At 57.3% G+C, this 24,048-nt stretch carries 28 protein-coding genes; 7 read left to right on the top strand and 21 right to left on the bottom strand.

What is annotated here, in order from left to right:
• Positions 1-108 precede the first annotated feature (108 nt).
• Positions 109-315 (top strand): DUF6316 family protein, encoded by a 207-nt coding sequence (locus tag EDC23_RS08305; protein ID WP_134083409.1) that lies wholly within the window; start codon positions 109-111, stop codon positions 313-315.
• 23 nt (positions 316-338) lie between these two features.
• Here the strand turns inward: EDC23_RS08305 and msrA are convergent, their stop codons facing one another.
• Positions 339-986, bottom strand: coding sequence for a peptide-methionine (S)-S-oxide reductase MsrA (msrA, locus tag EDC23_RS08300; protein ID WP_134083406.1), 648 nt, complete (start codon positions 984-986; stop codon positions 339-341).
• A gap of 185 nt (positions 987-1,171) precedes the next feature.
• Between msrA and EDC23_RS08295 the strand changes: the two genes are divergently transcribed.
• A complete protein-coding gene (locus EDC23_RS08295) occupies positions 1,172-2,182 on the top strand; it encodes a 2Fe-2S iron-sulfur cluster-binding protein (protein ID WP_134083403.1) in 1,011 nt (336 codons plus the stop codon).
• Between the two features lie 31 nt (positions 2,183-2,213).
• Here the strand turns inward: EDC23_RS08295 and EDC23_RS08290 are convergent, their stop codons facing one another.
• The 3 genes from EDC23_RS08290 to putP form a co-directional block, all read right to left on the bottom strand.
• Positions 2,214-3,941 (bottom strand): potassium channel family protein, encoded by a 1,728-nt coding sequence (locus EDC23_RS08290; protein ID WP_134083400.1) that lies wholly within the window; start codon positions 3,939-3,941, stop codon positions 2,214-2,216.
• Between the two features lie 12 nt (positions 3,942-3,953).
• Positions 3,954-4,337 (bottom strand): DUF6394 family protein, encoded by a 384-nt coding sequence (locus EDC23_RS08285; RefSeq protein WP_134083397.1) that lies wholly within the window; start codon positions 4,335-4,337, stop codon positions 3,954-3,956.
• A 131-nt stretch (positions 4,338-4,468) separates the two neighbouring features.
• Complete coding sequence (putP, locus tag EDC23_RS08280; RefSeq protein WP_134083394.1) at positions 4,469-5,977, bottom strand: sodium/proline symporter PutP; 1,509 nt, start codon at positions 5,975-5,977, stop codon at positions 4,469-4,471.
• Positions 5,978-6,201: 224 nt separating this feature from the next.
• Between putP and EDC23_RS08275 the strand changes: the two genes are divergently transcribed.
• Positions 6,202-7,203: a zinc-dependent alcohol dehydrogenase family protein gene (locus tag EDC23_RS08275; protein WP_134083391.1), complete on the top strand. Its 1,002-nt coding sequence runs from the start codon at positions 6,202-6,204 to the stop codon at positions 7,201-7,203.
• Between the two features lie 10 nt (positions 7,204-7,213).
• Here EDC23_RS08275 and EDC23_RS08270 read toward each other — a convergent pair whose 3' ends face one another.
• Positions 7,214-7,474, bottom strand: coding sequence for a hypothetical protein (locus EDC23_RS08270; protein ID WP_134083388.1), 261 nt, complete (start codon positions 7,472-7,474; stop codon positions 7,214-7,216).
• An 86-nt stretch (positions 7,475-7,560) separates the two neighbouring features.
• On the opposite strand from EDC23_RS08270, the gene EDC23_RS08265 reads away from it, so the two are divergent.
• Positions 7,561-8,175, top strand: a complete 615-nt coding sequence (locus EDC23_RS08265) for a uracil-DNA glycosylase family protein (protein WP_134083385.1) — start codon at positions 7,561-7,563, stop codon at positions 8,173-8,175.
• 399 nt (positions 8,176-8,574) lie between these two features.
• On the opposite strand, the gene EDC23_RS08255 is transcribed toward EDC23_RS08265, so the two are convergent.
• The 9 genes from EDC23_RS08255 to EDC23_RS08215 all read right to left on the bottom strand — a co-directional run bounded on the left by EDC23_RS08255 (position 8,575) and on the right by EDC23_RS08215 (position 16,277).
• On the bottom strand, positions 8,575-9,459 hold the full coding sequence (locus EDC23_RS08255; protein WP_134083382.1) for an ABC transporter substrate-binding protein: 885 nt from the start codon (positions 9,457-9,459) through the stop codon (positions 8,575-8,577).
• Positions 9,460-9,472: 13 nt separating this feature from the next.
• Complete coding sequence (locus EDC23_RS08250; protein ID WP_134083379.1) at positions 9,473-10,252, bottom strand: methyltransferase domain-containing protein; 780 nt, start codon at positions 10,250-10,252, stop codon at positions 9,473-9,475.
• Positions 10,249-10,530 carry a hypothetical protein gene (locus tag EDC23_RS08245; RefSeq protein WP_243830747.1) on the bottom strand — a complete coding sequence of 94 codons (282 nt, stop codon included), beginning with the start codon at positions 10,528-10,530 and terminating at the stop codon, positions 10,249-10,251. Before EDC23_RS08245 ends, EDC23_RS08250 begins: the two co-directional genes overlap by 4 nt.
• Before the next feature lie 198 nt (positions 10,531-10,728).
• Positions 10,729-11,295: a hypothetical protein gene (locus EDC23_RS08240; protein ID WP_134083376.1), complete on the bottom strand. Its 567-nt coding sequence runs from the start codon at positions 11,293-11,295 to the stop codon at positions 10,729-10,731.
• 24 nt (positions 11,296-11,319) lie between these two features.
• Positions 11,320-12,516: a methyltransferase domain-containing protein gene (locus EDC23_RS08235; RefSeq protein WP_134083373.1), complete on the bottom strand. Its 1,197-nt coding sequence runs from the start codon at positions 12,514-12,516 to the stop codon at positions 11,320-11,322.
• A gap of 17 nt (positions 12,517-12,533) precedes the next feature.
• Positions 12,534-13,202 carry a glutathione S-transferase family protein gene (locus tag EDC23_RS08230; protein ID WP_134083370.1) on the bottom strand — a complete coding sequence of 223 codons (669 nt, stop codon included), beginning with the start codon at positions 13,200-13,202 and terminating at the stop codon, positions 12,534-12,536.
• A gap of 118 nt (positions 13,203-13,320) precedes the next feature.
• Positions 13,321-13,947, bottom strand: a complete 627-nt coding sequence (locus EDC23_RS08225) for an alpha/beta fold hydrolase (RefSeq protein ID WP_134083367.1) — start codon at positions 13,945-13,947, stop codon at positions 13,321-13,323.
• A 4-nt stretch (positions 13,948-13,951) separates the two neighbouring features.
• The gene (locus tag EDC23_RS08220) at positions 13,952-14,155 is read right to left on the bottom strand and encodes a hypothetical protein (protein ID WP_134083364.1); all 204 of its coding nucleotides are present in this window, start codon (positions 14,153-14,155) and stop codon (positions 13,952-13,954) included.
• Positions 14,136-16,277, bottom strand: coding sequence for an MASE1 domain-containing protein (locus tag EDC23_RS08215; protein ID WP_134083361.1), 2,142 nt, complete (start codon positions 16,275-16,277; stop codon positions 14,136-14,138). Before EDC23_RS08215 ends, EDC23_RS08220 begins: the two co-directional genes overlap by 20 nt.
• A gap of 104 nt (positions 16,278-16,381) precedes the next feature.
• Between EDC23_RS08215 and EDC23_RS08210 the strand changes: the two genes are divergently transcribed.
• Positions 16,382-16,954, top strand: coding sequence for a hypothetical protein (locus tag EDC23_RS08210; protein WP_134083358.1), 573 nt, complete (start codon positions 16,382-16,384; stop codon positions 16,952-16,954).
• A gap of 223 nt (positions 16,955-17,177) precedes the next feature.
• Here the strand turns inward: EDC23_RS08210 and rlmM are convergent, their stop codons facing one another.
• From rlmM to EDC23_RS08190, 4 genes are read right to left on the bottom strand one after another with little or no spacing between them, the layout of a single operon-like run.
• The gene (gene rlmM, locus EDC23_RS08205; protein WP_134083355.1) at positions 17,178-18,242 is read right to left on the bottom strand and encodes a 23S rRNA (cytidine(2498)-2'-O)-methyltransferase RlmM; all 1,065 of its coding nucleotides are present in this window, start codon (positions 18,240-18,242) and stop codon (positions 17,178-17,180) included.
• Positions 18,243-18,247: 5 nt separating this feature from the next.
• Complete coding sequence (locus EDC23_RS08200; RefSeq protein ID WP_134083904.1) at positions 18,248-18,499, bottom strand: YkgJ family cysteine cluster protein; 252 nt, start codon at positions 18,497-18,499, stop codon at positions 18,248-18,250.
• Positions 18,500-18,531: 32 nt separating this feature from the next.
• Positions 18,532-19,572: a ParB/RepB/Spo0J family partition protein gene (locus EDC23_RS08195; RefSeq protein WP_134083352.1), complete on the bottom strand. Its 1,041-nt coding sequence runs from the start codon at positions 19,570-19,572 to the stop codon at positions 18,532-18,534.
• A 37-nt stretch (positions 19,573-19,609) separates the two neighbouring features.
• A complete protein-coding gene (locus tag EDC23_RS08190; RefSeq protein WP_166668811.1) occupies positions 19,610-20,368 on the bottom strand; it encodes a spermidine synthase in 759 nt (252 codons plus the stop codon).
• Positions 20,369-20,483: 115 nt separating this feature from the next.
• Here EDC23_RS08190 and EDC23_RS08185 point away from each other — a divergent pair, with 115 nt between their 5' ends.
• Positions 20,484-21,146 carry a class I SAM-dependent methyltransferase gene (locus EDC23_RS08185; RefSeq protein ID WP_134083347.1) on the top strand — a complete coding sequence of 221 codons (663 nt, stop codon included), beginning with the start codon at positions 20,484-20,486 and terminating at the stop codon, positions 21,144-21,146.
• A 16-nt stretch (positions 21,147-21,162) separates the two neighbouring features.
• Entirely contained in the window at positions 21,163-22,584 is a 1,422-nt protein-coding gene (locus EDC23_RS08180; RefSeq protein WP_134083345.1) for a cryptochrome/photolyase family protein, read from the top strand.
• Positions 22,585-22,715: 131 nt separating this feature from the next.
• On the opposite strand, the gene EDC23_RS08175 is transcribed toward EDC23_RS08180, so the two are convergent.
• From EDC23_RS08175 to EDC23_RS08165, 3 genes are all read right to left on the bottom strand, one after another.
• Positions 22,716-22,955: a hypothetical protein gene (locus EDC23_RS08175; protein WP_134083343.1), complete on the bottom strand. Its 240-nt coding sequence runs from the start codon at positions 22,953-22,955 to the stop codon at positions 22,716-22,718.
• A 119-nt stretch (positions 22,956-23,074) separates the two neighbouring features.
• Positions 23,075-23,575 carry a hypothetical protein gene (locus tag EDC23_RS08170; protein WP_134083340.1) on the bottom strand — a complete coding sequence of 167 codons (501 nt, stop codon included), beginning with the start codon at positions 23,573-23,575 and terminating at the stop codon, positions 23,075-23,077.
• Between the two features lie 106 nt (positions 23,576-23,681).
• Complete coding sequence (locus EDC23_RS08165; RefSeq protein ID WP_134083337.1) at positions 23,682-23,879, bottom strand: hypothetical protein; 198 nt, start codon at positions 23,877-23,879, stop codon at positions 23,682-23,684.
• Between the last annotated feature and the right edge of the window lie 169 nt (positions 23,880-24,048).

Raw genomic sequence — 24,048 nt, 5'->3', positions numbered from 1 at the left:
ATACCACCATCCATCCGGCCCGATTCCCCCTTGTTTGATTTTTCATCAACAGTTGGCTATAGGTGTCTATACAGATTGCATCACGCGCCATTCGAGGAGGAGACAGGTATGAGCGAAACCCCGAAACCACGCCACGGGGAAACCCGACCAGTCCCCTTTCGCAGCGGACGTTTTTTCAATATCGGCAGTCAGTGGTATTTCGCCTGCCGGGAAGGGATAGATCGCGGCCCGTTCAGTACCCGGCAGATGGCCGAGCAGGCTCTCTCCCGGCATATCGAAAACTGCAATAACGTCCGGCGGGCCACCGGCTTTTAACACAGGCCGCATCGCAACGGCCTTCAGACAGACGTCAACGCCGGACAGCGCACCCCCGTCCCGCCCAGTCCGCAATAACCGCCGGGATTCTTGGCCAGATATTGCTGGTGATAATGCTCGGCGTAATAAAATTCCGGTGCCTCGCGGATCTCGGTCGTAATGACCGGGCGGCCCGCCTCCTGCAAACACGCCTGATAACAACGCCGGCTCTCTTCGGCCAACTCACGTTGTTCCGTGTTGTAAGTGTAAATACCGGAGCGATACTGGGTGCCGACATCATTACCCTGGCGCATTCCCTGGGTAGGATCGTGCCCTTCCCAGAACGCCTGCAGCAGTTCCCCGTAACCGATCCGCCGCGGATCAAATACCACACGTACCACTTCATTGTGCCCGGTCATGCCGCTGCACACTTCCTGATAAGTAGGATTGGGGGTATACCCGCCGGCATAGCCGACCGCCGTGGTATAAACACCCGGCAGTTGCCAGAAAATCCGCTCCACTCCCCAGAAACAGCCCATACCGAACAATGCCAGTTGCAACCCTTCCGGATACGGGGGCAACAGGGGATTACCGTTGACAAAGTGTGCCTCGGGAACCGGCATCGGTTCCTCGCGTCCCGGCAGGGCTTCCGTGGGATTGGGCATGGCGGTGTTTTTCATGGCGGCAAACATGGCACTTCCTCCTGATGACAGGATAAAGTCTGCTACCCGACAGAGAACAACGCAAGCCTGCAAACCATGGGGTTATCCATGATTCACACGTCACCTTGTTTTAACTGACACGACCACCATTTAGATCAGTAGCCAGAACATAGTATGCTGTAACGATTGAAACACAATGATGAAGCGGGTGAATCGTGTCCAGTATCTGTATCGAGCCTTCCGGGCGAACATTTGAAGCCGCCAGCGGGGAAACCGTGCTGGAAGCTGCCCTGCGCGCCGGCATGAATGTACCCTATAACTGCAACAACGGCAGTTGCGGACAATGTGCCGCGCGCCTGATCAGCGGCGAGATTGGAAAACATTTGCCTCACGATTATGCCTTCCGGCAACATGAAAAAGATCAGGGGCTGTTTTTGATGTGCTCCGCCACCCCCGGCTCCGACATGGTCATCGAAAGCCGTACCATCGGCAGTGCCGAAGATGTTCCGCATCAGGAGATCGACGCCAAAGTCTACAAAGTGGATGAGGTGGCGGACAATGTGCGGGTTTTGCAGCTACGCACGCCACGCAGTCAGACCCTGCGCTTTCTGGCCGGCCAGTATGTGACCCTGCACATTGACGGCCTGGCGCCACGCAGCAAGTCTGTCGCCAGTTGTCCGTGCAACGGCATGTATCTGCAGTTTCATGTTCGATATTCGCAAGAGGACCCCTTCGCCCGGTACATTTTCAATAACATCACGCCGCGTTCTTCGATGCGTATCGCCGGCCCGCATGGCAGCTTTACCCTTGATGAGAATTCCCGGCGACCCATGATCTTTATCGCCAACGATACCGGCATCGCGCCGATGAAAAGCCTGATCGAACATTGCATCGCACTGGAAAGCTCGCAACCGATGCATCTGTACTGGCTGGTGAAAAACCGCGACGAGTATTATCTGGCCAACTATGTCCGCTCCCTGGAGGATGCCCTGGACAACTTTGTCTATACCCCGATATTTCAGGAAGATATGAGCAGCGAGCCGCCTGGCTTCGACGAGACCGTGGAAAAGCTGGCCGAACAGATAGTCATGGACTATCCCGTTCTGGAAGAGTACGACGTGTACATGAACGGGCCAGCGGATCGCTATGCCGCCCTGACCGAACGTCTTGTCCAGCATCGCTTACCGCAAAACCGGCTGTTTATCGATTCATTAAAACATTACTGATCCGCGCAATGCCGGTGTGAATTGATTCCTTTCATTGAAGTTCCCTGGCGGCGTGGTTGCGTCGCACCCAGCGACGCCAGATCGTCCCGGCAGGACGGTCTTCACCGTACAGGACATATTCAAGGACATTGAGATTGGCCACCAGCCATTCCACAGACGACTGACTACCAAAACGGCCGCACAGCAACAACTGATCGCCAGGCTGTAACGGCTCCTGTCCCGCGGGCAGGATAATCTCCTGCTCGGCCTCATCACCGGGGCGTTTTATCAGCAAGACAATCAACGGCAGAGTGCGGGAGAAATCGTGCGGGTCGGTAATAATATTCTGTACTGTCAACGTCTCGCCGGATTCCAACGCGGTATTGACCGCCGGGGCATTTTCTTCATCCAGGGTCAACATCCAGACATGCGGCGCCTCATTGCCGATGATGCCGCCGATCCGGCTAATCAGCTGGTTGGCCCAGTCGTCATCATGCCGTCGGGCCAGACGCAGAAAGTCGGTCAGCACCGGGTTTGTAATCGTGGCAAATATCTTGCGTGCGATGATATTGCCGCGCTGCATGATCAGATCGCTTTGCACGGCATTGAAGATCACATCATTGGCCCGACCGTTCTGGCGCAAGACGGTAAACAGATCGGGATTCAGACTCCTGGCGGTCATCACGATGGACAAATTGTTGGCGTCATCATCGGTACCGGCCACCAGCCCCACGGCATGCTGAATATCCGCTTCATGCAACGTTTCCGCTTCGGTACCCCGTCCCACGACCACCCCGTCGCTCGGTGTACCGGTTATCTCCGGCGTGGCTTCGATGACCGTGGAGGAGACCCCTTCGGCCTTGAGCCGCTCATGGACAGCCTTGCCGAACCGGCCGTAACCGCAGAGGATCCAGCGGCCACTTGGTGGAAACACCGGCTCGCGCAATGATTCGTGCGGCACGCTGGTCATCCACTCATACAACAGATACATACCCGGTGAATGCAGCGCCAGGGCGAGACGTCCGGCAAAGGTATCGAACGGGTTGATAATATGATCCGTGCCAAAGGAGGCGATGTTTTTTTCCACATCGTGAGTTTCGGCCCGGGCAATAGTGCGCAGACCCGGATTGAGTAACTTGCTGGTAATGGCGACCTTGAGATTAACTGCGTCCTGGTTGGTCAGGGCCACCACACCGGCGCAATCAAGGTTCTGCAGTCCCGCCTTGATCAGATTGTCGGGCACCGACGCATCGGCACACAGGCCCGGCACATAGGTGTTATAGCCCTCCAGTTCGAGCTGATTGATCCGGTCCTGATCGATCTCGACCACCACCGCGCGTATGCCGGCTTCATTCAACGCCCGTACCAGAAAGTTGCCGGTATCGCCGTAACCGCAGATCAGGTAAAACGGTTCGCTAATGCGGCGTACCCCGCGGCGAAAACGATGCTCGGTCAGCAAGTTTCGCAGCGCCGGATCCTGAACAATAGTCAGCATATAGCCGATGGCATACAGCCAGCTGATAACCGTGGCATAGATAGTAAACGTGGTCCACATGCGCTGCGCACCGGTAAACTCATAAGGTATCTCGCCAAAACCGATAGTACTGCCCATGTAGCTGACAAAATAGAATGCATGGAAAAAATCCATCCGCCAGGGGTTGCCCTGATCATCCACGCCGGGGATCAGCACAAAGCCGAGAACGGAAATCGCGTAAACGGTGATCAGCACGATCAGTGGAACGTGCAGACGACGCAGAAAAACGAACAGGATATTATTCATCAACCCGGCCTGTCAGCGGCGCATCATCGACGTCTCGATCACAAACAGCACCACCGAGGTAATGTTGGCCAGCAGCGCCCCGCCGGACAGGGAGACAATGGCGGCCATGACGTGGGGGGTCATCCCGGTTTGAGTAACATGCTCAACCACCCCCCAGATAACCGCAGCGATGATCAACTGCACATCCGCCACCAGACTGGTGGCCAGCAGTACCGCACCGATATGGGTACGATCCCCGAACTTGAGGACGGTGGCGATCAGGCTGATCACCAGTGCCGCGTACAGCTCGTAGACATTATGATGGTCGGGGTTGTCGATATCGCCGATAAAAAAACCGAAGTTGATGGTCAGGGCAAGCACAATAAAAAAGGCGAAAATGACTTTCTCAAGATTCATCCGCGAACTCCTGGTTGGCTGAGGCGGGCGAAGGCCCGTGTTGTTTATTGTTGTGGATCATGGCTATCACCTGGCGTCTCAGTTCAGTCTAGCAGCGCAGGACCAATCGCCAAGTCGTAAGCATCTATTCTTTAATCGATTGTCTGGCGATAGGCGCGCACTTCGGCCCGCATCTGATCGAACAGCTCACCGACCCGCGTCGGCGGGCGCCCGAACAGGGTGATCACCCCAATCAGGAGTGAGGCGACCAGCACGCCGGGGACGATTTCATACAGGTCAAACATACCGCCTTGCAGGGATTTCCACCAGACCACGGTGATGCCGCCACCCAGCAAACCGCCCAGCGCCGCCCAGCGGGTCATGCGCCGCCAGTATAACGAGAAGAGCAACACCGGCCCGAAGGCCGCCCCGAAGCCGGCCCAGGCGTAGGCCACCAGATTGAGCACACTGCGTCCCGGCTCCCACGCCAGCCAGGCGGCGATCAGCGTGATCGCCACCACGGCGCCGCGTCCGGCCCAGACCAGTTCCGCCTGACTGGCGTCTTTACGCCACAGCCCCTGATAAAAATCCTGGATCAGCACCGAGGCGGAGACCAGCAACTGGGAGTCGGCGGTACTCATGATCGCGGCGAGGATCGCCGCCAGACAGATCGCCGCCAATGCCGTCGGCAGCATCTGTTGCACCATATTAATAAACGCCTTTTCCGAGTCACCACCTTCCAGCGGCCCGGGCAGATAACCGGCTCCGGCAAAGCCGACCAGCAACGCGCCGATTAGCCCCAGCGCGCTCCAGCCGGTGGCAATACGCCGCGCCTTGTCAGCGACCGCCGGGGTGCGCATGGCGGCAAAGCGCGCCAGGATATGCGGCTGGCCGAAATAGCCCAGTCCCCAGCCGAGCAGCGAGAGGATTGCCAGCACGCCCAGCGGTTCCCCCTGCCGGTCGCTCCAGGCCGACAGACGGGCCGGATTCTGTGCTTGCATCCCCGTCTGCATCGCCTCCCAGCCACCGAGGGAGAGAATCGCCATCAGCGGAACGGCCACCAGCGCCACCACCATCAATAACCCCTGAATCACATCGGTCCAGGAGACCGCGAGAAAACCGCCGATAAAGGTGTAGATCAGTATCGCGCCGACCCCCAGCACCAATGCGGCGTGATAATCGATGCCGAACACACTGGTGAACAACTTGGCCCCGGCCACCAGTCCGGCAGCGGTATAAAACAAAAAAAACAGCAGAATGAAAAACGCCGACAACAGACGTAACAGGTGGGAGGGATCGGCAAAGCGTTTTTCCAGATAGTCGGGCAGGGTCAGACTGTTATCGGCCAGCTGGGAATAACAGCGCAGGCGAACGGCCATGATGCGCCAGTTCAGGTAGGTGCCGATCAACAACCCCAGGGCAATCCAGCCCGCCTCGTAACCGGCCAGATAGGCGTAACCGGGCAAGCCCAGCAACAACCAGCCGCTCATATCCGAGGCCCCGGCACTCAACGCACTGACCCAATGGCCCAGGCGCCGGCCTCCAAGAATATAATCGGACAGGTTTGCGGTCTGCCGATAGGCCAGTGCGCCCAGCCAGAGCATGATTAACAAATAAACGACAAAGACCAGCGCGGTAATCGTTGATTCAGACAACCCCATCCCCTGCTTTATTCTTCTTTGGTACCGGTTTCGGTGTTTTCGACGTATTCAGTGTCTGTGGTGGTTATTCCCCCTGCCCCACGAGATAACCCTGAACCGGCAACGGGGTTATTATGGGCATCTTCACTTGATCATCACAACCGCAACTGACACTATTTGCCCGGCGAACCAGCGCCACGCTTCATTCCAGTAATTCATTCAAACGACGACCGGGAGCCACAAGCATGAAGGCTGTAGTCATGACCGGGACGGGAGATCCGTCCGTTTTGCAGGTAGTGGAGCAGGGTGAGCCGCAGCTGCAGCAGCCCACCGATATCAAGGTGCAATTGCATGCCGCCGGGATCAATCCCGTCGACACCAAGCTGCGTCAGCGGGGCGTGTTTTTCGAGGATGCGCTGCCGGCGATACTCGGTTGTGACGGTACCGGGACGGTGGTCGAAACCGGCGAGCAAACCACGCGCCTCAAGGTCGGCGATCGGGTCTGGTTCTGCCATGGCGGGCTCGGCCGGGAGCCGGGCAACTACGCTGAATACACCGTGTTGCCCGAGGCGGTCGCCCGACCGCTGCCCGATGCCATCGACTTCACCACGGCCGCCGCCGGGCCACTGGTGTTGATCACCGCCTGGGAGGCTCTCTACGACCGGGCCCGGCTACACAAAGGCCAGAGCGTGTTGATCCACGCCGGCGCCGGCGGGGTCGGACATGTGGCGATCCAGCTCGCCAAACTGGCCGGCGCCCGGGTCATCACCACGGTCAGTGATGACGACAAGGCCGAGTTTGTTCGCCAGCTGGGCGCCGACAAGGTCATTAACTATCAAAAAGAGAATCTGGTCGAGGCGGTCATGGAACTCAGCAAAGGCTACGGCGTCGATGTCGCCTTCGATACAGTCGGTCCCGCGGTATTCAACCAGACCCTGTCGGTCATTACCCACTACGGCCAGCTGGTGACCCTGCTCGATCCCGGCAAGGAAGTCGACTGGAGCGTGGCACGCCAGCGTAACCTCAGTATCAGTCTTGAATTGATGCTCACACCGATGCTGACGGATCTGCCGCAGGCCCGTGCCCACCAGGGCGAGATTCTGGATCGCTGTGCCGGCTATCTGCACAGCGAACAGTTAAAACTGCACGTCAGCAAGACCTTGCCGCTGGCCGAAGCCGCGCAGGCGCATCAGCTCATCGAGCAGGGCCATACCCGGGGCAAGATCGTCCTGCAGACCGGCGTCTGATCAGGCTCGATCAGGCGGTTACCAGCGGATCCACATCCGCTACCGGATTGACAGTACGGCGAACAAATTCACCGGCGGGCATACCCGTCAGCTGAGTGTTCAGGTGTATGACACATTCCCGTGCCAACACCCGCGCTTCACCTAGCGTTCCCCGCCGGTATCCGATAATCGTTGTGGCACCACCGGAAATCTCATAGCGATACCAGTTGTCACCACTTTGGCCGTGCGGCGCCGGACTTTTTTGAATCGAAACCACTGTATACCGGGACATAGCATTCTCCTTACCGATGTTGTGAAATGACGGCAAAACTGTAGAGTGGCAATATGTCCGGCTTGTGACATTCTGATGAGATTTCCATGACCGATTTCGAGACCTTGCAACAACATCAGCGCCGTCTGCATCGCTGCCGGCGTTGTCCCCAGATGCACGGCCCGCCGGTGACCGGCGAGCCGGTCGCCTCGCCGGTGATGTTAATCGGTCAGGCACCGGGCAATCGCGAGATCGAACTGCATCGCCCCTTCGCCTGGACCGCCGGTAAAACCCTGTTCGGCTGGTTCGAGCGTATCGGCCTGGCGGAAGAGAGCTTTCGCCAACGGGTTTACATGGCCGCGGTGTGTCGTTGCTTTCCCGGTAAACTTGCCAAAGGCGGTGACCGGGTCCCGGCCAGGAAGGAAATTGCGAACTGCAAAAGCTGGTGGCAACAGGAAGTCGAGCTAATCCAACCGCAGCTGTTGATTCCGGTCGGCAAACTGGCGATCGGCCAGTTCATGCCGGTCAACAAACTGAACGAGGTAATCGGCCAACGTCACCGGGTTGAGGTGGAAGGGAAAGTGCGAGACATCATCCCCCTGCCCCACCCCTCCGGTGCCTCCACCTGGCATCGCACCGAACCGGGCATTACCCTGCTCAACAAGGCCCTGCAGGCGATTAAACGCCACCCAGCCTGGAAAGAGATCAGTACTGAGTACTAAGTTCTTAGTTCTGAGTGGCGTAGGTCACGCTGGCGATAGCCTGCGTGACACCCGGTCGATAGGGGAAATGCCAGGTAGCGCTGCGCGCAACCTGGCCTACACGGGTTCTGAGTTGGCAGTTGGCAGTTGGCAGTTGGCAGTTGGCAGTTGGCAGTTGGCAGTTGGCAGTTGGCAGTTGGCAGTTGGCAGTTGGCAGTTGGCAGTTGGCAGTTGGCAGTTGGCAGTTGGCAGTTGGCAGTTGGCAGTTGGCAGTTGGCAGTTGGCAGTTGGCAGTTGGCAGTTGGCAGTTGGCAGTTGGCAGTTGGCAGTTGGCAGAAATTTTAAATCTGGATCGCTCGCGGTCAACTATCCTCTTAACGATTTACGATTTACGACTGCAAACTGCGACTGCCAACTTTCTTACGCCGGCGGTGACGAGATCACGGTCTCGTAGGCATGCCGCCGACTGATCTGCCCGTCGGCTTCGAACACATCCAGCAGGGTCTCATAGCTGGCCGGGGAAATGTGCGGCGAATCCTGCCAGCAGCCCAGCTTCTGGTAGGCGGCGATGGTTTGGGTCAGCACTTGCGGGTCGATACCGGGAAAGAAGTGTTGTTCCTCTTTGGCCAGTTGCGCCGCGGGTGTGTCGATGACATGGCGCTGGGCACGGCAATAGGCCCGCATGAAGGCTCGCGCCATATCGCTTTGCAACCACGTTTCACTGGCACACAGGCTGCTGAAGGCCACCGGGCCGATCACCTCGCCGACCGAGGCGACCACGTGAGCCAGCCCCTCGTGCTCCAGTTGCTGGGGGGCCGGCCCCTGTTGATGAATATAATCACCCTCCCCGTTGCGAAAGGCGTTATCCATCGCCGCCACATCCCCGGCATCAATGATTCCGACCCCGGCCGGATCGATCCCCTGCCGGTGCAGCGCATAACGGAACATGGCAAGAGGTTGAAACAGGTGATCCACCAGGACCTGCTTGCCCGGCAACCGTGACCAGTTAAAATCGGGCTCGCTGTGGCGGGCGGCCAGAAAGAAGCCATCGCGCTCGTTGATCGGGGCGAAATGGCGATACGGCGGCGACTCGCCTCGCTCCAGATAGGCGAAGCTGACCGCCGGTGCCGCCTGCGCCACCTGTACCGTGCCATCGCGAATCCCCGCCTCCAGCGGATGATCGGCGTCGACCACCGTGTAGTCGGCCTGCAGTCCCTCCGCTTCCAGGAATCCGGCACTCATGGTGGCCAGCAAGGGACTGTAAAAAGCGGAATGGCGCAGGACCCGGATATGAATCGTTTGCATCAGTGTTATCCTGTCAGGGTTTATGGCAGATCACGTGAATATAGCGCGCCAGGGATCGAAACGGCTCCTGAGAACGGTAGCGTAACTCCATCTCCAGTAACTCTTCAAAGGGCAACTTGTCGCGCATGCCGGGATCCATAAAGTCCGTGAACGTACGTACGCCGGAACAGGCCACTGTCTGCAAGCCGTTGTCGTCGAGCCAGTCATAGACCTGCTCCGGTATCAGCGGGTTATCCGGGGTCAGGTATTTGCCTTCACCCGCCAGATCCCCGCTACGGACGCGTTTGAAGTTGCCGTTCAGCAGATGCCGGTAAATCAGGCTGTGGCGGTTGAAAAACAGCAGGGACAACCAGCCGCCGGGCCGGATCAACTGCTGCAGTGCGCCAATACCCTGTTGCGGATCCGTCAGCCACTCCAGTACCGCATGGGACATGACCAGATCAAACTGCTCGTCAGCGTTATCGGCCAGTTTCTGAAACGGTTGCTGAACAAAACGGACGCGGCCGGAATCCTGCGCAGCAGAGAAGTTCAGCCGGGCTGCTTCCAGTTGTTTGCCGGAAATATCACACAGCAACAGCTGATGGCCCTGCTCGAGCAGCTGTTGACTGAAGTTTCCCATCCCGGAGCCGGCATCCAGGATACGCAGCGGTATCCCCGCCGTCAGCGGCGGAATATGTTGCTGAACATCCCGCCACAGGATCGCCAGTCGCAGGCGTCCCTTTAGCGAGGCATAGATATTCTGTTTGAAACGTTGATGGAAATGATCGAAATTGTGGTCCGGATCCCGGCTCATGGTGCATCCTGATCGAGCCACTCGATCAGATAATAGAGCCGGGCCCCCTCGGAGGAGCGGGAGGGTCCCATCACCATCGCGGCATAGCGGTTTTTCGTCGCATTGGCCCCGGCCCGTGCCGCCTCGGCGCTGGCCACCACCTCGACACTGCCTTCGGGAAAGCGATCCCGCTTGCGCCGCGGACAATAGACCACGGCAAACTGTTCCTGTACCACGTCGCTGTCGGGATCAAGATCGATACGCATGTTGTGCTCCCCGCCTTTCGGTAATCTGATCATGGATCAGACCTGATGTGTATCAGGTTATTCTAGCACTGTATGTGGCAGTTGGCAGTTGGCAGTTGGCAGTTGGCAGTTGGCAGTTGGCAGTTGGCAGTTGGCAGAAATTTTAAATCTGGATCGCTCGCGGTCAACTATCCTCTTAACGACTTACGACTTACGACTTACGATTTGCGACTGCCAACTTTCCTTACCCGACTAACAGCCCTCTATCTCCGACAGCAGCGATAACAGCTGCTGGCGCAAGCGCTCATCGGGCAGCGCCAGCAGGATGGTGGCAGGCTTTTTCTGGCGATGCGCCCGAAGCTCCCCCAGAAGCAGCGTGAACGCCGCCTCCGCCGTCAGGCCGCCGTACTGGTAACCCGGCAAGGGAATTTGCAGCCGCGACAGATCGTGGTCATGCGCGTGATCCAGTACCGCGGACAGGGCCTGCTTCACCCAATGCGGTTGACAGATCGGCTGCTGGTCCAGGTCATAGAGAATCATCATCAATTGCGGTGGCTGTCCGGCCCGGGCAATGACACTACCGGGGCGATAGGAAGGGGCGGATTCCAGCTGATTGGCCTGCACCCAGGCCGGTCGTTCATCCTCACGCAGACCGGAGGACTCACCGAGAACCAACCAGCTGTCCTGCTCCACTACCCGGACGTCCGCCTGCCAGGGCATGTGCGTCGCCGGACGGATAAACAGCGCCCGCCCGTCGACTTGCCACTCCGGCTGTTCCCGATCCCGGATCAGTGTCGGTTTAAATGAGTCGCTCGTCATGGTTCGCTTATCCATGCGCCGGCTTCAGATGCGATAACCCCATACCGCAAACACCGGGTCCGAATAATCGAGCTGCCTGACATAGGGATCATCGACCGGACGGGGATAGCCGCGCAGGGATTCGGACGCCAGCTCTGCAAACTGATCGCTGTGGCGCAGATAATCGGTAACCAGTTGCAGACGTTCAAAATCATACAGCTCGCTCCACAACTGGATCGCCTTGGTCGGAAACCAGCGATCGGAGAAGGTAATTACCAGCGGAGCACCGGGTTTCAGTATTCGCGCAACGTCCCGAATGACCTCCCGGGGCCGGATCAGGTATTCGATCGAGGCGGTACAGATCACTGCATCGAAGGTCGCCTCATCAAATGGCAGGCGACCATCCTGATTCAGATCCTGCACGGTAGTGTCATGCAGGCGCGTATTGGCCTGCAGTTCCCCCGCGTTCATCCCCAGACCGTGGACCACAAGATCATCGGGCTGCGCCGGCAGATGGGAGACCCAGCTCGACATCAGATCCAGTACCCGCATCCCCGGTTGCATAAAGCGAGCGTAGAGATCCTGAATGTATCCACGGCAGGTGGCATCCAGATGCTGGACCAGCCGGGGACTCGCATAGAATTCACCGTCCACGGCCTCATCGATCCGTCGAAAGGCCTCTTCGGTAAAAAAGTCGGTATCGACCTCCGGGAGACTGGCCTGCATACCCGGCCCGTTTGTGGTACAGGTCGCCAGGATATCGCCGGGGGTGTCGTCCTGATCGCTGCCGGGCAGCAGCTCCCCCAGCAGGGTCACCTGCATAGCCAAATGCCGGCCGGCCAGTGGATGGTTGAGATCGATACGCAGCGCCTGCTCGCCCGCCTGGAGACAACGCAGCGGCCAATTAGCGCCGTTATCCGCCCCGATCGCGTCGCTGACAAAGCGACGCGGATAAAACCGGCCGGTCCGGGGAATCACCGGAGGCAGCGGGTGCTTGCTCCGGCGTCGGAACTGTTCCCGGGGCAGGGATCGGATCCGGCTTTGCCGGTATGGCTCCTGCCAGTTGTCGAACAGAATATCGACCTGTGCGCTCTTTCCGACAGGTAGCTCTTGCAACTGTTCCCCCAGATCGGCCGGAAGACCATCCCGCGCCAGATCGACCCGGTCAAAGTAATAGCGATCGCGATGGCGGGCATGAGGACTGGCCCAATCGAGTGCAACTTCCAGCGGCACCGTGTGCATCGGGGATCTAAACCGGACTAAACACCGGCTTTTTGCGCAAATACCGAGCCGCTGCTCTGGATACGCGCGCAATAATCGTCATTATAACTCGCCGGTACGGCATTGATGACGGACGGGCGCTGCAACAGGGTATCTGCCCAGCGCGCGATCTTCGGCGCATCTTCATAGACATTCTGCTCTTGCAAGCCTTCCAGACAACGCAGCATGCGAAAGATCGGTGCATAGACAGCATCGACCAGTGAAAACTCCTCGCCGTTGAAATAGGGTCCGCCTGCGAAGAATTCATCCAGGGTTTCAAGCCGGTCCTTGACCGTCATCAGGTTCTGTTTATAACCCGTCTCCTCACCGGTGGTCGCATAACTATAGACCGCGCCAAGAAGTTCGTTACCAAACTCGATCCAGGCACGATTTTTAGCGCGGGCAAACGGGTCCTCGGGATACAGGCTGCCGGGCGTGATCTCATCCAGAAATTCACAAATCGCCATGGATTCAAACAACGGCTCATCATCTACCAGCAGGACCGGCACTTTCTCCAGTGGTGAAACCTCATGAAACCAGGCCGGCGGATTATCGAGATTGATATATTCGATCTCGTAGGGAACCTCTTTTTCCAGCAATGTAATGATCGAGCGCTGAACAAAGGGACAGAGTGCGAAACTGATTAGCTTGATTCTGGGTAATGACATGATTGACGGATCCTGATTGAATTGATTGCCTTGAGAAGGACGACCCGGCAGTCGTCGAATCCCGGTACAGTAGCCAGTATACCAAGCGTTCAATTGCCACGAACACCCCGGGCGAGGTTTATGTAAAGCGACCCTGTTGCAGAAAACGGCAGACCAGATCGGCCACTTCACGGGAGACCAGCATGCTCAGGTGGCTGCTGTGAACCGTCTGGTGATGATGCAGTCCCGGGGAACGGGTTTCACTCACGGCCACGGTCCCGTCGTGCGGCGGGACGAGTTTTCCCGGCGCCAGAAGCTGGCCAATGCCCAAAGAGCGGGTTCCGGCGATCATGCCCGATTCAACCTTGCTTCGCCAGGCAGGTGCATCGCCCAGCAATCCCGCCTCGGTGGCGCGCCCGAGCAACAATCGCGAGATCCGTCGCGCATACAGCTGCCGGGCCACCACGCTGCCCTGCAGGGGTGTCCCCAGCATCACCACGCGGCCGATCCGGGCCGGTTCGCCCTGCTCGAACAGATGCGACAGAACAATCCCCCCCATACTGTGCGCGACCAGATGCACTCGCGGGGCATCGAGCTGCTGCAGGTAAGTCGCCAGGCGGCGGGCATTGTCCGCGGGGCATCGGCGCAGACTGGGATAATAGAAATAACGACAGGTATAGCCGCAACGTCGCAGCTGCCAGGCGAGCGGCCGCAGCTCCAGCGTGGTCATCCAGATACCGTGAATCAGAACAACGACGTCAGACATAAGACTATTTGAAGAAGGTGTAGATCAGGTAGGCGCCGCTGGCCAGAACCAGCCCGGCACCCCAGAAAGCCAGCCACAACTGACGCGCCCGGAGACCGGCAACCACAAAGACCACGCCGGTGAACAGCCCGAAGATGGCGGAGCCGACAATCATCCCGTCCACCTGTTCCTGCGCCTGTTGCGGATCACTACCAGTTCGATAACGCATCGCTACTCCTGTCATGTTTGTGCCGGATGGGCAGGGAGAACGCAAACACATACCCCGACCCGTCCCCCGGCCAGGCACGCAGCTCACCACCCATGCTTTCTATAATACTGCTGGCGATCGACAGTCCGAGCCCGACCCCCTGCTGTTTTGTGGTGAACAGCGGCGCAAAAATTTCTTTTTGAAGCTCCTGCGGTATGCCGATGCCGGTATCGCGAAACGAGATCGTGACATAATCACCTCCCTGCTCCGTGACAATCGTCAGAACACGTTCAGACTCGACCTCCTGCATGGATTCAACCGCATTAATCACCAGATTCAAAATCACCTGTTGGGTCAGTACCGGGTCGGTCATAATCAGGGGCAGGGAATCGCCCAGCACATAAGTTACCCGTACATCACCGGTTTTTATTTTGTTGTCCACCAGTTGTAATGAGTCCTGCAGAAGCGCATTGATATCCACCGGGGAAAACCTGATATCCTTGCGCTTCACAAAGTCACGCAACTTGTTAATAATGCGTCCGGCGCGTTCCGCCTCGCCGCTCAGACGCCCGAATATATCCTGGATGTCTTTCTCGCTGAGCCTGCCCTCTTTTGAACGGTTCAAACCGCCCTGGGCATAACACATGATCGAGGTAAGCGGCTGATTAATTTCATGTGCCAGGCTGTTCCCCAATTCGCCGACAGAAATATAGCGCGACAACCTGGAACGCTCCTCTTCCTGCTGAAGTTTCTGTTCTTCAGCCAGCTTCTGTTCGGTAATATCCTCGGCAATACCGGCCAGGCGATAAATATACCCGGCCTCATTATAGACCGGAAAACCCTTATCACGTATCCAGCGCACATCACCATCCGGTCGAACGATCCGGTATTGCATTTCAAACCTGCCATTGTGTTTGAAATTCTCGAACTCAGCAAAAACCCGTTCCCTGTCTTCCGGATGCAATGAAGCGCCCCATTCGCCCGGATTCTCGTAGAACGCCCCGGGTTCCCGTCCCCATGTATCCCGGCAGGAAGGGCTGATATAGATCACATGGGAGTCATTTGCATCAACCAGCCAGAAAACCTCGTGAATATTCTCGGATAACTGGCGCAAACGTAATTCACTCTCCTGGAGCCGCTTGTGTGATTTACGTAACGCTTTCTCGGACTGTCGTCGTTCGGTGAACAGGGCGGCCACGACCATGGCCGTTATCACGGTAATACAGATAAAGATCACCACAATCAGAAGATTGAGAATATCACTGGAGCCCGGATAGGGCCCCCAACCGGGGTGATAGGAAAACAGCAGGATAATACTGACCAGAATTGATGCCAGCGTGGCACCAAACTGCTCGAAACTGATAGCGATAAACACCGTCAGCGGCAGAACCAGATAGAACAGTCCCAGTCGGCCGGTGGTATTCACCTCGGCGCCGGAGAAACCGTATAGCGCGGCCAGCGTCAATAACACGACATAGATTGAGAGCTGGCCGATTCTGTTGGACTTGAGAATATACTGGCAATCTTCGCCAATCTCCGCTCCCAACAAACTGTCATCCGCACCGTCACGGCAATAGTAGAGCAGGTTTCGCCAGATCAGAACAAACGGGACCAGTAATAAAATACCGGTCGCATCACCCAGCCACCACATGCTCCATACAAGTATGAAATCCGTCCAGCTGACCAGATTGGAAACCATCATGGCGGTACTGCCGAACAGACTCGAGATCAGCGGCGCACTGAAGGCGATCGCGGCAAAATGAAGCACATCCGTAACCCGACGAAAATCCAGCTTGACCCAAAACCGGTTCAACAGATACCACCCGGCCAGGGCCTCCAGGACATGACCGCAGGCGGCCAGAAAGGCCACAGCCAGCGGCATCGCCTGACTGTAGGCCAGCAAGCCGATGCCGATAAAGATCCCGGGCCAGTAACGGGGGCCGTACAGGATGAATACCAGCAGCGCCAGTCCGGAAGGCGGCCAGAACGGGGTGACCCCGGCATAACCCGTGTCGATGCCCAGCCCCACTTCCCCCAGCAGAAAGTAGGTAAAGCCGAACAGTAGGACAAGCACGCTGCTCTTGAGCGAGCCGGGCCAGGTCAGTTGTCCGGGCAGAATAAAGCGGGACTTCAGATTTAACACTGCTATCGCCGTAAGGTCCTGGTTTCTGCCACTAACTGTATGTGATAGCCCCACAACCGGCAAGTCTCCTGCAGCTGTGACGGCATCCGTGCTATTCTCAGCGTATGAACCCGAATCAACCCGACAGCCGCATCGACGAATATTTCGTGATTCGCATCGAGCGCCAGATCAGTGCCGAACAGTCCCGGCTGGCCAAACGCGATATCTTTCTCGGGGCCGACAACCAGCTGGTGCCGATCAAGGCGGCCCTGCGTTTTGAGGATGCCGACCTGGCCGCCCGGCACATCGAGCAGCTGGACGAGCAGGGTCCCTATCAGTACATTATTCAATTCTGCAGCGAAAAAGATCGCAACGCCTCACCAGACGAGCTTGAAACCCTGATCAACGAGATCATGGAGATCCCCTATCCGTACCGGCGCACCGCCTATAACTGGCTGCGCGGCCGGGATGTCCAGGCCCTGTTGCGCCGTGAATCCGAAGAGGTCTGCGAGCGCCATCGCCGGGTATTGCTCGAACACGATATCGACATCACCCGCAAAAGCGACATCATTCTGATGAAGCCCAAACGCGGAAAATTCAACATCAACACCGGCCAGTCCGACAACGCCCCGCGCCAGTACTTCGCCTACCCCGGCCAGAAGCCCCTGCCGGTCCCGTCCGACGAAGAAGACAAATAAACCGCCCCTTACCGAAAAGCTTCCTGATTAACGCGGAGGTCGCGGAGCCGCGGAGACTATAAAAAGTCATTGATAGTATTCTTGTTAGAATGGGAATACGGTTTTCCAAACACCAGGCAGGAAGAAAACTCTTTACACGAAAACAGAACTTCACACCTATATAGAATTATTTTATTTTCTCTGCGCCTCCGCGACCTCTGCACCCATACAACGGGCATAAACGTTATTTTCCAGCGGCGTCCGCAGTAAGGACACAGACGGTAACTTCTTCGCGATCGTGGTAGAGCTGTTTGCAGCGAATCGTCGCATCGATGCCGGCCGCGATCAGCTCATCATGTAGCATGGTCAGGCACTGCTGCACTTCCTGGTAGCGTTTTTTCATCGGCAGTTTGAGATTGAAGATCGTATGCCGGCACCAGCCGTTGACCAGCCAGCGCGCCATCAGGGCGGTCACTTTTTTCGGCTTGTCGACGATGTCGCACACCATCCAGTCAACGTTCTTTGACGGCTGATAACGGAAGCCGTCTTCGCGGATCTGTTCGAGCTGTCCCGATTCCAGCAATTCCTCCTGCATGGGACCGTTATCCACCGCGATCACAAACAGATGCCGCTGGATCAGTTGCCAGCTCCAGCCGCCGGGCGCAGCACCCAGATCCACTGCCTTCATACCCGGGCGCAGAAACTGTTCGCGCTCGTCCTCGAACATCAATCGCAGTATGCCCTCTTCGAGTTTGAGGGCCGACCGGCTCGGCGCCTGGCGCGGGGCACGCAGACGCGGAATACCCATCAGCCAGATCGAGCTGTTGGCCAGCGGCGCATAACCGACATAGGCGGCGTGAGTGGAGAGAAAGCAGAGATGCAGTCGATCGTCCGCCTTTGCCTGGTAAAGCCCGCCGGCATCCAGTTGCGATTCCAGCGGGCGAGCCAGGGCCCGGCAGAGTTTCTGCAGCTCCTTGCCGGTATTGGTATCCGGGGTTTCGATAAAAAATTCGGCATACTGGTGAGGCTGTTGCTGCAATAATCTCAGGATCGGCGTCAGCCGATCGGCCAGCGGCAGATCATTGAGCAGCGCATAGATGGCAAACCACTGGCGGGTAAAGATCAGATCTTCCAGTGCCAGCACGGCGAACAGATCAGCACCGGGATCATGGCTGGTGAAGGTGACATAGCCGCTGTCCGCCCGGGCCTTGCAGTACCCGCTGATGCCCCGCTGCAGTGCCTCCCCCTGGATTTCGGCGGCGCATTCGTTTTCAAACCCGGCGCGGCAATAAAGTAACCAGCTCGACATGCCGCTCAGCCTGTCTGCCGTTCGAGCCAGTGCAGATTATCCAGCGCCTGCGCAGTATCATCGCCACAGATCGACGGCGTCGCGCTGAACTGCTCACACACCGCCGGACGCTCGGGCTGACCGAACAGGCGGCATCGATTGGCCTCATCGAGCTGAACACAACGCACGCCTGCCGGTTTGCCCTGCGGCATGCCGGGGATCGGCGAGGAGATAGACGGTGCAATACAACAGGCGCCACAACCGGCGCGGCACGCCATGCGGTCGGATTGTTTCAACTGAGCGATCGTTGTCACGACCCTTCTCCCCCCGACATGGCAGCCACCAGCGCCAGCTCGCCGGGCTTGACCGAATCGAGATTGAATTTTTTCGCTGCAGAGGCCATACGCGTCAGCGCCGCCGACACACTCATCGGCGGCGTGGTATCGCCTTTTTTGGCACGATGAAAGCGCACCGGATTGATCCGCGCCACCACGTAGTTGCGCAGGTAGGGCGACTTGAAGCCGCGCGCCTTTAACTTCTCGATGATCTTTTTCACCTGCACATCGATCTCCTGCAAGCGGGCCGCCTGGGCCTCACGCTCGCGCAGGCTGACGCGCAGGGTTCGCTCGCTGAAGCGATCCAGTTTTTTCAGCATCGGGCTGTAGGCGCCGCCGGCGAAACGTTTGTTTTGCGAATAGATCATCCCCAGGGTCAGCAGCTCTGGCGCCTCGAACTCGGCGCTGTAATCCACTTCCTTGGCGCGCGGCTTGCTCTCGGCCAGGCTGTGGGCCATGCGGATCACTTCCAGGCTGCGATCCTTGAGGTTATGCGCCTTCTCGGTATTCAGGGCCAGGATCCGAAAGGCCAGCTCTTCGTCCGGCGAGACCAGTGCCGTGATCTGGCGCAGCCCCAGCATCTTGGCCGCTGCCAGCCGATGCCGACCGTTGGGGGTCCAGAGGCTGCCGTCATCCCCCCGAACCACGATCAGCGGATCCAGAAACGAGCCGCTCTCCTCGATCTTCTCGGCCAGGCGCTTGACGTGGGTCGGGGAGAGATCCCGCTGAAACGGCGTCGGCTGTACCGCCTTGAAAGGGAGCACCGCCATCACCACCGGCCGGCCGGACAGCGGCTCGCGGTAGGCGCCGATGGCGGCCCCGCCGACGGCCTGAATCTCGTCGATCAGCGGCGCCACGGCGTTGTCGTCCAGCGGCAGAACGACCTGCTCGGCCTTCAGGCCGCGTTGTTCCTTGCGCGGTGCCAGCTTGCCGGTTTTTTTCTTGCGCACGGCTTTCTTTTTGGTCTTCTTCTTTGCCGCGCTCTTCTTTTTGCTGACTTTCTTTTTCGCTGCCATAGTCCAAATAATTCTCAGAAATTGATCATCTGCCCGATTATCGGCCAGCCAGTAACCGCCGTACAGTGAAATTGAAGTTTCCCCGGCTGATCTCCTGGGCCAGCTCCGGTATCCCGTTCAGCTGGTCACGCAACAACTGGCTGGATGAGGGCTGACGTAAAAAACAGGCAATATAATTTTCGAAGGCGGGAAGCGTAAACTGGTAGCCCTGTGGCAACGCCTTGCGCAGCTTCGGCTGATGATACCAGGCAGAGTCGCGCAGGCTTTTGCGCGAGACAAAATTCATCACCAGAATCCCGTCACGGGAGAGATTACGATTGAGCAGATCAAACCATTTTTGATCCGCCTTGATCGCCCTGACCGGCTCGCCCGCCTGTTCGCTGAACAGGTCCTCGATAATCAGGTCGAATTTCGGCCCCCGGTAATCACGCAACCACTGCCCCGCCTCAGCCTGGTGCAGTTGCGCGCCACAACGTGCTATCTCGAAATAGTCCTGTGCAACCTGCACATGGATCGGATTGAGTTCCACGCCGACCATCCCGGTCACATCGGCATAACGCTGTAACTGATGAAACACCGTCCCCCCGCCGACGCCGAGCATCAGTACCCGTCGAAATGCAGGCGGTTGGCGAAAGAACGCCGGTAGCCACAACAGATCCCAGATGCCGCCCGAGAGGGTCCGTTGCGGATGATACTGGCTGTGAAACACCCCGTCGGTATACAGACGGCGGGTCCGCCCCGCGGCACGCACCTGATATTTCGAGCCCTGCCAGGTCTTTTCCCAGAGAATGGCCATAACTGCGGTATGCCGCCTTTGCCGGATGAATTGCATTTGCCGACGGCTAGTTTACCATAACGGTAAACCCCGTCGGCTTGCGACGGCATCTTTGTGGCCAATGACGAGGCAGCACATGTCCAACCGCACCCTGAACCTGAATGACACGGTTTACGATTATCTGCTGGCACACTCCCTGCGCGAGAGCGCACTGTTAAAACAGCTGCGCGAGGAGACCGCCACCCTGGAGATGGCGCGCATGCAGATCTCGCCGGAGCAGGGACAGTTCCTGAACCTGCTGATCAAGCTGCTGGGCGCCCGACAGGCGATCGAGGTCGGCGTCTTCACCGGCTACAGCGCACTGTGTATCGCCGACGCGCTCCCCGCGGACGGTCGCCTGGTCGCCTGTGACATCAACCGGGAATGGACCGACATGGCGCAACGCTACTGGCGGGAGGCCGGGGTTAACCAGAAGATCGAACTGCTGCTGGCCCCGGCCGACAAGACCCTGCAGAAACTGATCGACCACGGCAACGCCAACAGTTTTGACTTTGCCTTCATCGACGCCGACAAAACCCATTATCTGACCTATTACGAGCAGTGTCTCAAGCTGATCCGCAAGGGCGGGATCATTGCCATCGACAATACCCTGTGGAGTGGCCATGTCGCCGATCCCGACGTCAACGACGAGGATACCGTGGCGATCCGCGACGTCAACGACGCCCTGCACAGCGACTCGCGGGTGGACATCAGCCTGTTGCCGATCGGGGATGGGCTGACCCTCGCGCTCAAACGCTGAACCCGGCCCGCACCGAGTGTCCCGTCCCCTGATCCTCTGGTTCCGGCAGGATCTGCGCCTGCACGACAACCCGGCCCTGCAGGCGGCGCTGACCGATGCCAGTCGGATCATTCCTATATATATACACGATGACACGACCGCCTGGGTCGCCGGTGCCGCCAGCCGCTGGTGGTTGCACCACAGCCTCACCGCCCTGGCGGACAAACTCAAGCAGCTTGGCAGCCGTTTGATCATCCGAGATGGACAAAGCACCGAGGTACTGCAACAGCTTATTAACGAAACCGGCGCCGATACCGTGTATTGTAACCGGGTCTATGAACCGGCCGGGCTCAAACGGGACAAACAACTGCGCCGGCAGTTAAACGAGAACGGCATCACCTTCAGCGTCTACCAGGGCAACCTGCTGCGCGAACCGGACACCGTGCGCAACCTGAGCGGGCAGCCCTACAAGGTCTTCACCCCGTTTTACAAATGCTATCTGCGCGAAGGGTGGGACAATCATGTCTACCCTGCGCCAAAACAGTTACCCGGCGTCGCCACCCGGATCAAATCCAAGAAGATTGCCGATCTGGATCTGTTACCCACCATCGGCTGGGACAGCGGCTTTAACGACCATTGGCAGCCTGGCGAGGCCGGGGCCTGGAAGCGGCTGAGCCGATTTCTGCGCAACGATCTGGCGGATTATCACCAGGCACGGGATGTGCCCTCGCAGCAAGGCACCTCCCGCCTGTCACCCCATCTGCACTTCGGCGAGATCAGCGTGCGCGCCATCCTGGGGGAACTGGATCGCCAGGATCGGCGCCGCCAGGGCACAAGTTTCATTCGCGAGCTGATCTGGCGGGACTTCGCCTATTCCGTGTTGTTCCACTTTCCGCACACCACCGACAAACCGTTCGATCAACGGTTCAACCACGTCAAATGGAAAACATCGAAGAAACTGCTACAGGCCTGGCAACAGGGCCGCACCGGCTATCCCCTGGTCGACGCCGGTATGCGCGAGCTGTGGCAGACCGGTTATATGCACAACCGGGTACGCATGATCGTCGCCTCGTTTTTAACAAAGAACGGGATGGTTCACTGGAAAAAAGGCGCCGAATGGTTCTGGGACACCCTGGTGGATGCCGATCTCGCCGCCAATAGCATGAACTGGCAGTGGGTCGCCGGCTGCGGCGTTGACGCCGCACCGTACTTTCGCATCTTCAACCCCGTCACCCAGAGCCAGAAGTTTGATAAAAATGGACTGTATATCCGCCGGTGGGTGCCGGAACTGGCCAAACTGCCGAACAAATACATCCATGAGCCGTGGAAGGCACCGGAGGAGGTTCAACAACAGGCGGAGTGCATTATCGGGAAGGACTATCCGGAACCGATTATTGATCTCAAGGCCACTCGGGAAGCGGCTCTGGAAATATATAAAAAGCAGATAACCGGGAAATAAGTATACTGTTCATGGAATTCCACCCTGTCAGTTACCGCTTTCGGCCAGGAGCGGCCATTCAACAATAAGGATAAGGGACCGACGCTTATTGATAGGTCCGGCAACCGTAGGGAGCGACATTGAACTGCTTGTTATGTGTGATAGTTTTTATTCTCTTTAATAACACTCCGGGAATAAGCTAAAGTAGTAACAAGGTAAATAATGCCCGTAATAGAAATTGTCCCTCCTACCAAGTAACCTTGATATTCTTGCAATATTATGTTCCACAGAACAGGCCTTTTAGCAATAACAATTCCCATAAAAATCAAGAATAATGAAAAACCAATATTCCACCACTGCTTCATTAAACAATATATTAAAAACTCTTTCATTTATATATCACTCAATTTCTACCTGGGTCACATAACGGCCACAAGCGGCCATTCATCAACGACCAAGCCGTGCGGCGCAAACGAAGTGCAGCGTAGTTTGTGTCCGAACGAGCGTCTTGTTATGTGTTGCTTGTGTTTGCCGCAACATCTTCGATAAATTCGATTTCATTATCGGTAAAGTCGCCGAATACGCCGTTGTTTTTCGAAAACATACCCTTCCGCGCCTTTTCCAATGTCATTAATACCAACTTCTCCAGACATTCCTCTTTAGTAGAGCAGTCAAGGGTAAGCATGCTCATCACATCAGAAGTGAATGCTAGCGAGGGTTGATTTTCCTGGGTTTCGTATTTCTCTTGAATCGCCTTATTCTTTATGTCGCTGTTCTTCTCGATTGACACCACTGGCTCATCAATGTTTCCGCACCAACGAACCTCGCAGTAGTAACCCTGTACAGGCTTGTTAAGGATTTCTCGGAATATAGCCTCCACGAATTCTTTAGTGACCTCCTCACCGCTTTCCCGACATACCGCACCAGCCAGAAATGGAAAACAGACGCCATAGTGACCCATTCCTTTCTCTTTCCACTGCTTAACCAGGTTAAACCAAAATGGGTTATCCATTGCTCTTACTATTCCTTGAACACATAACGTTTTGGTTAAATGGCCGAGGGGCGCGCAGCGACCCCGAGGCCTAAGCGAATGTAGGGAGCGAATTTAAACCTAATTATTAGGGCTGGAATCGTTTGTCCCCTGCCCAACTACCATTTTCATAATCGGGCTTTAATGTACCAATAATTAGACCAACCCAGCCAAATCGGTCGTCGTCAGTTTGCTCGCCAAGTTCTTTCATATACTTGATCGCTTGCCAACCTACAAGCTGACCCGGGCGTAGAATTGGCCCATCAGCGCTTACAGTTTTAGCCATTACAATAAACCCCCCCCATCTTTAGATGCAACACGAAGTGTGGCTACCTGTGTACCATCATCTTCTAATTTTACTGTACGAGTCAGGGACATCGGTAACACTTTTGTCCAGGGACATGGGTTACACTTTGAGTGTCCAGTAAGGACAGCTTCTCCCTCGCTGGTCCTGT

Source organism: Thiohalophilus thiocyanatoxydans (assembly GCF_004366735.1).
In the GTDB taxonomy this organism is placed as follows: Bacteria; Pseudomonadota; Gammaproteobacteria; order UBA6429; family Thiohalophilaceae; genus Thiohalophilus; species Thiohalophilus thiocyanatoxydans.
This window is presented reverse-complemented; position numbering and strand designations above follow the sequence as displayed.

What these genes read in the sequence shown, in the direction of transcription:
- EDC23_RS08305 (WP_134083409.1), top strand. Translation starts at nt 109, where the DNA reads ATGAGCGAAACCCCGAAACCACGCCACGGGGAAACCCGACCAGTCCCC.
- msrA (WP_134083406.1), bottom strand. Translation starts at nt 986, where the DNA reads ATGTTTGCCGCCATGAAAAACACCGCCATGCCCAATCCCACGGAAGCC.
- EDC23_RS08290 (WP_134083400.1), bottom strand. Translation starts at nt 3,941, where the DNA reads ATGAATAATATCCTGTTCGTTTTTCTGCGTCGTCTGCACGTTCCACTG.
- EDC23_RS08285 (WP_134083397.1), bottom strand. Translation starts at nt 4,337, where the DNA reads ATGAATCTTGAGAAAGTCATTTTCGCCTTTTTTATTGTGCTTGCCCTG.
- putP (WP_134083394.1), bottom strand. Translation starts at nt 5,977, where the DNA reads ATGGGGTTGTCTGAATCAACGATTACCGCGCTGGTCTTTGTCGTTTAT.
- EDC23_RS08275 (WP_134083391.1), top strand. Translation starts at nt 6,202, where the DNA reads ATGAAGGCTGTAGTCATGACCGGGACGGGAGATCCGTCCGTTTTGCAG.
- EDC23_RS08270 (WP_134083388.1), bottom strand. Translation starts at nt 7,474, where the DNA reads ATGTCCCGGTATACAGTGGTTTCGATTCAAAAAAGTCCGGCGCCGCAC.
- EDC23_RS08265 (WP_134083385.1), top strand. Translation starts at nt 7,561, where the DNA reads ATGACCGATTTCGAGACCTTGCAACAACATCAGCGCCGTCTGCATCGC.
- EDC23_RS08255 (WP_134083382.1), bottom strand. Translation starts at nt 9,459, where the DNA reads ATGCAAACGATTCATATCCGGGTCCTGCGCCATTCCGCTTTTTACAGT.
- EDC23_RS08250 (WP_134083379.1), bottom strand. Translation starts at nt 10,252, where the DNA reads ATGAGCCGGGATCCGGACCACAATTTCGATCATTTCCATCAACGTTTC.
- EDC23_RS08245 (WP_243830747.1), bottom strand. Translation starts at nt 10,530, where the DNA reads ATGATCAGATTACCGAAAGGCGGGGAGCACAACATGCGTATCGATCTT.
- EDC23_RS08240 (WP_134083376.1), bottom strand. Translation starts at nt 11,295, where the DNA reads ATGACGAGCGACTCATTTAAACCGACACTGATCCGGGATCGGGAACAG.
- EDC23_RS08235 (WP_134083373.1), bottom strand. Translation starts at nt 12,516, where the DNA reads ATGCACACGGTGCCGCTGGAAGTTGCACTCGATTGGGCCAGTCCTCAT.
- EDC23_RS08230 (WP_134083370.1), bottom strand. Translation starts at nt 13,202, where the DNA reads ATGTCATTACCCAGAATCAAGCTAATCAGTTTCGCACTCTGTCCCTTT.
- EDC23_RS08225 (WP_134083367.1), bottom strand. Translation starts at nt 13,947, where the DNA reads ATGTCTGACGTCGTTGTTCTGATTCACGGTATCTGGATGACCACGCTG.
- EDC23_RS08220 (WP_134083364.1), bottom strand. Translation starts at nt 14,155, where the DNA reads ATGCGTTATCGAACTGGTAGTGATCCGCAACAGGCGCAGGAACAGGTG.
- EDC23_RS08210 (WP_134083358.1), top strand. Translation starts at nt 16,382, where the DNA reads ATGAACCCGAATCAACCCGACAGCCGCATCGACGAATATTTCGTGATT.
- rlmM (WP_134083355.1), bottom strand. Translation starts at nt 18,242, where the DNA reads ATGTCGAGCTGGTTACTTTATTGCCGCGCCGGGTTTGAAAACGAATGC.
- EDC23_RS08200 (WP_134083904.1), bottom strand. Translation starts at nt 18,499, where the DNA reads ATGGCGTGCCGCGCCGGTTGTGGCGCCTGTTGTATTGCACCGTCTATC.
- EDC23_RS08195 (WP_134083352.1), bottom strand. Translation starts at nt 19,572, where the DNA reads ATGGCAGCGAAAAAGAAAGTCAGCAAAAAGAAGAGCGCGGCAAAGAAG.
- EDC23_RS08190 (WP_166668811.1), bottom strand. Translation starts at nt 20,368, where the DNA reads ATGGCCATTCTCTGGGAAAAGACCTGGCAGGGCTCGAAATATCAGGTG.
- EDC23_RS08185 (WP_134083347.1), top strand. Translation starts at nt 20,484, where the DNA reads ATGTCCAACCGCACCCTGAACCTGAATGACACGGTTTACGATTATCTG.
- EDC23_RS08175 (WP_134083343.1), bottom strand. Translation starts at nt 22,955, where the DNA reads ATGAAAGAGTTTTTAATATATTGTTTAATGAAGCAGTGGTGGAATATT.
- EDC23_RS08170 (WP_134083340.1), bottom strand. Translation starts at nt 23,575, where the DNA reads ATGGATAACCCATTTTGGTTTAACCTGGTTAAGCAGTGGAAAGAGAAA.
- EDC23_RS08165 (WP_134083337.1), bottom strand. Translation starts at nt 23,879, where the DNA reads ATGGCTAAAACTGTAAGCGCTGATGGGCCAATTCTACGCCCGGGTCAG.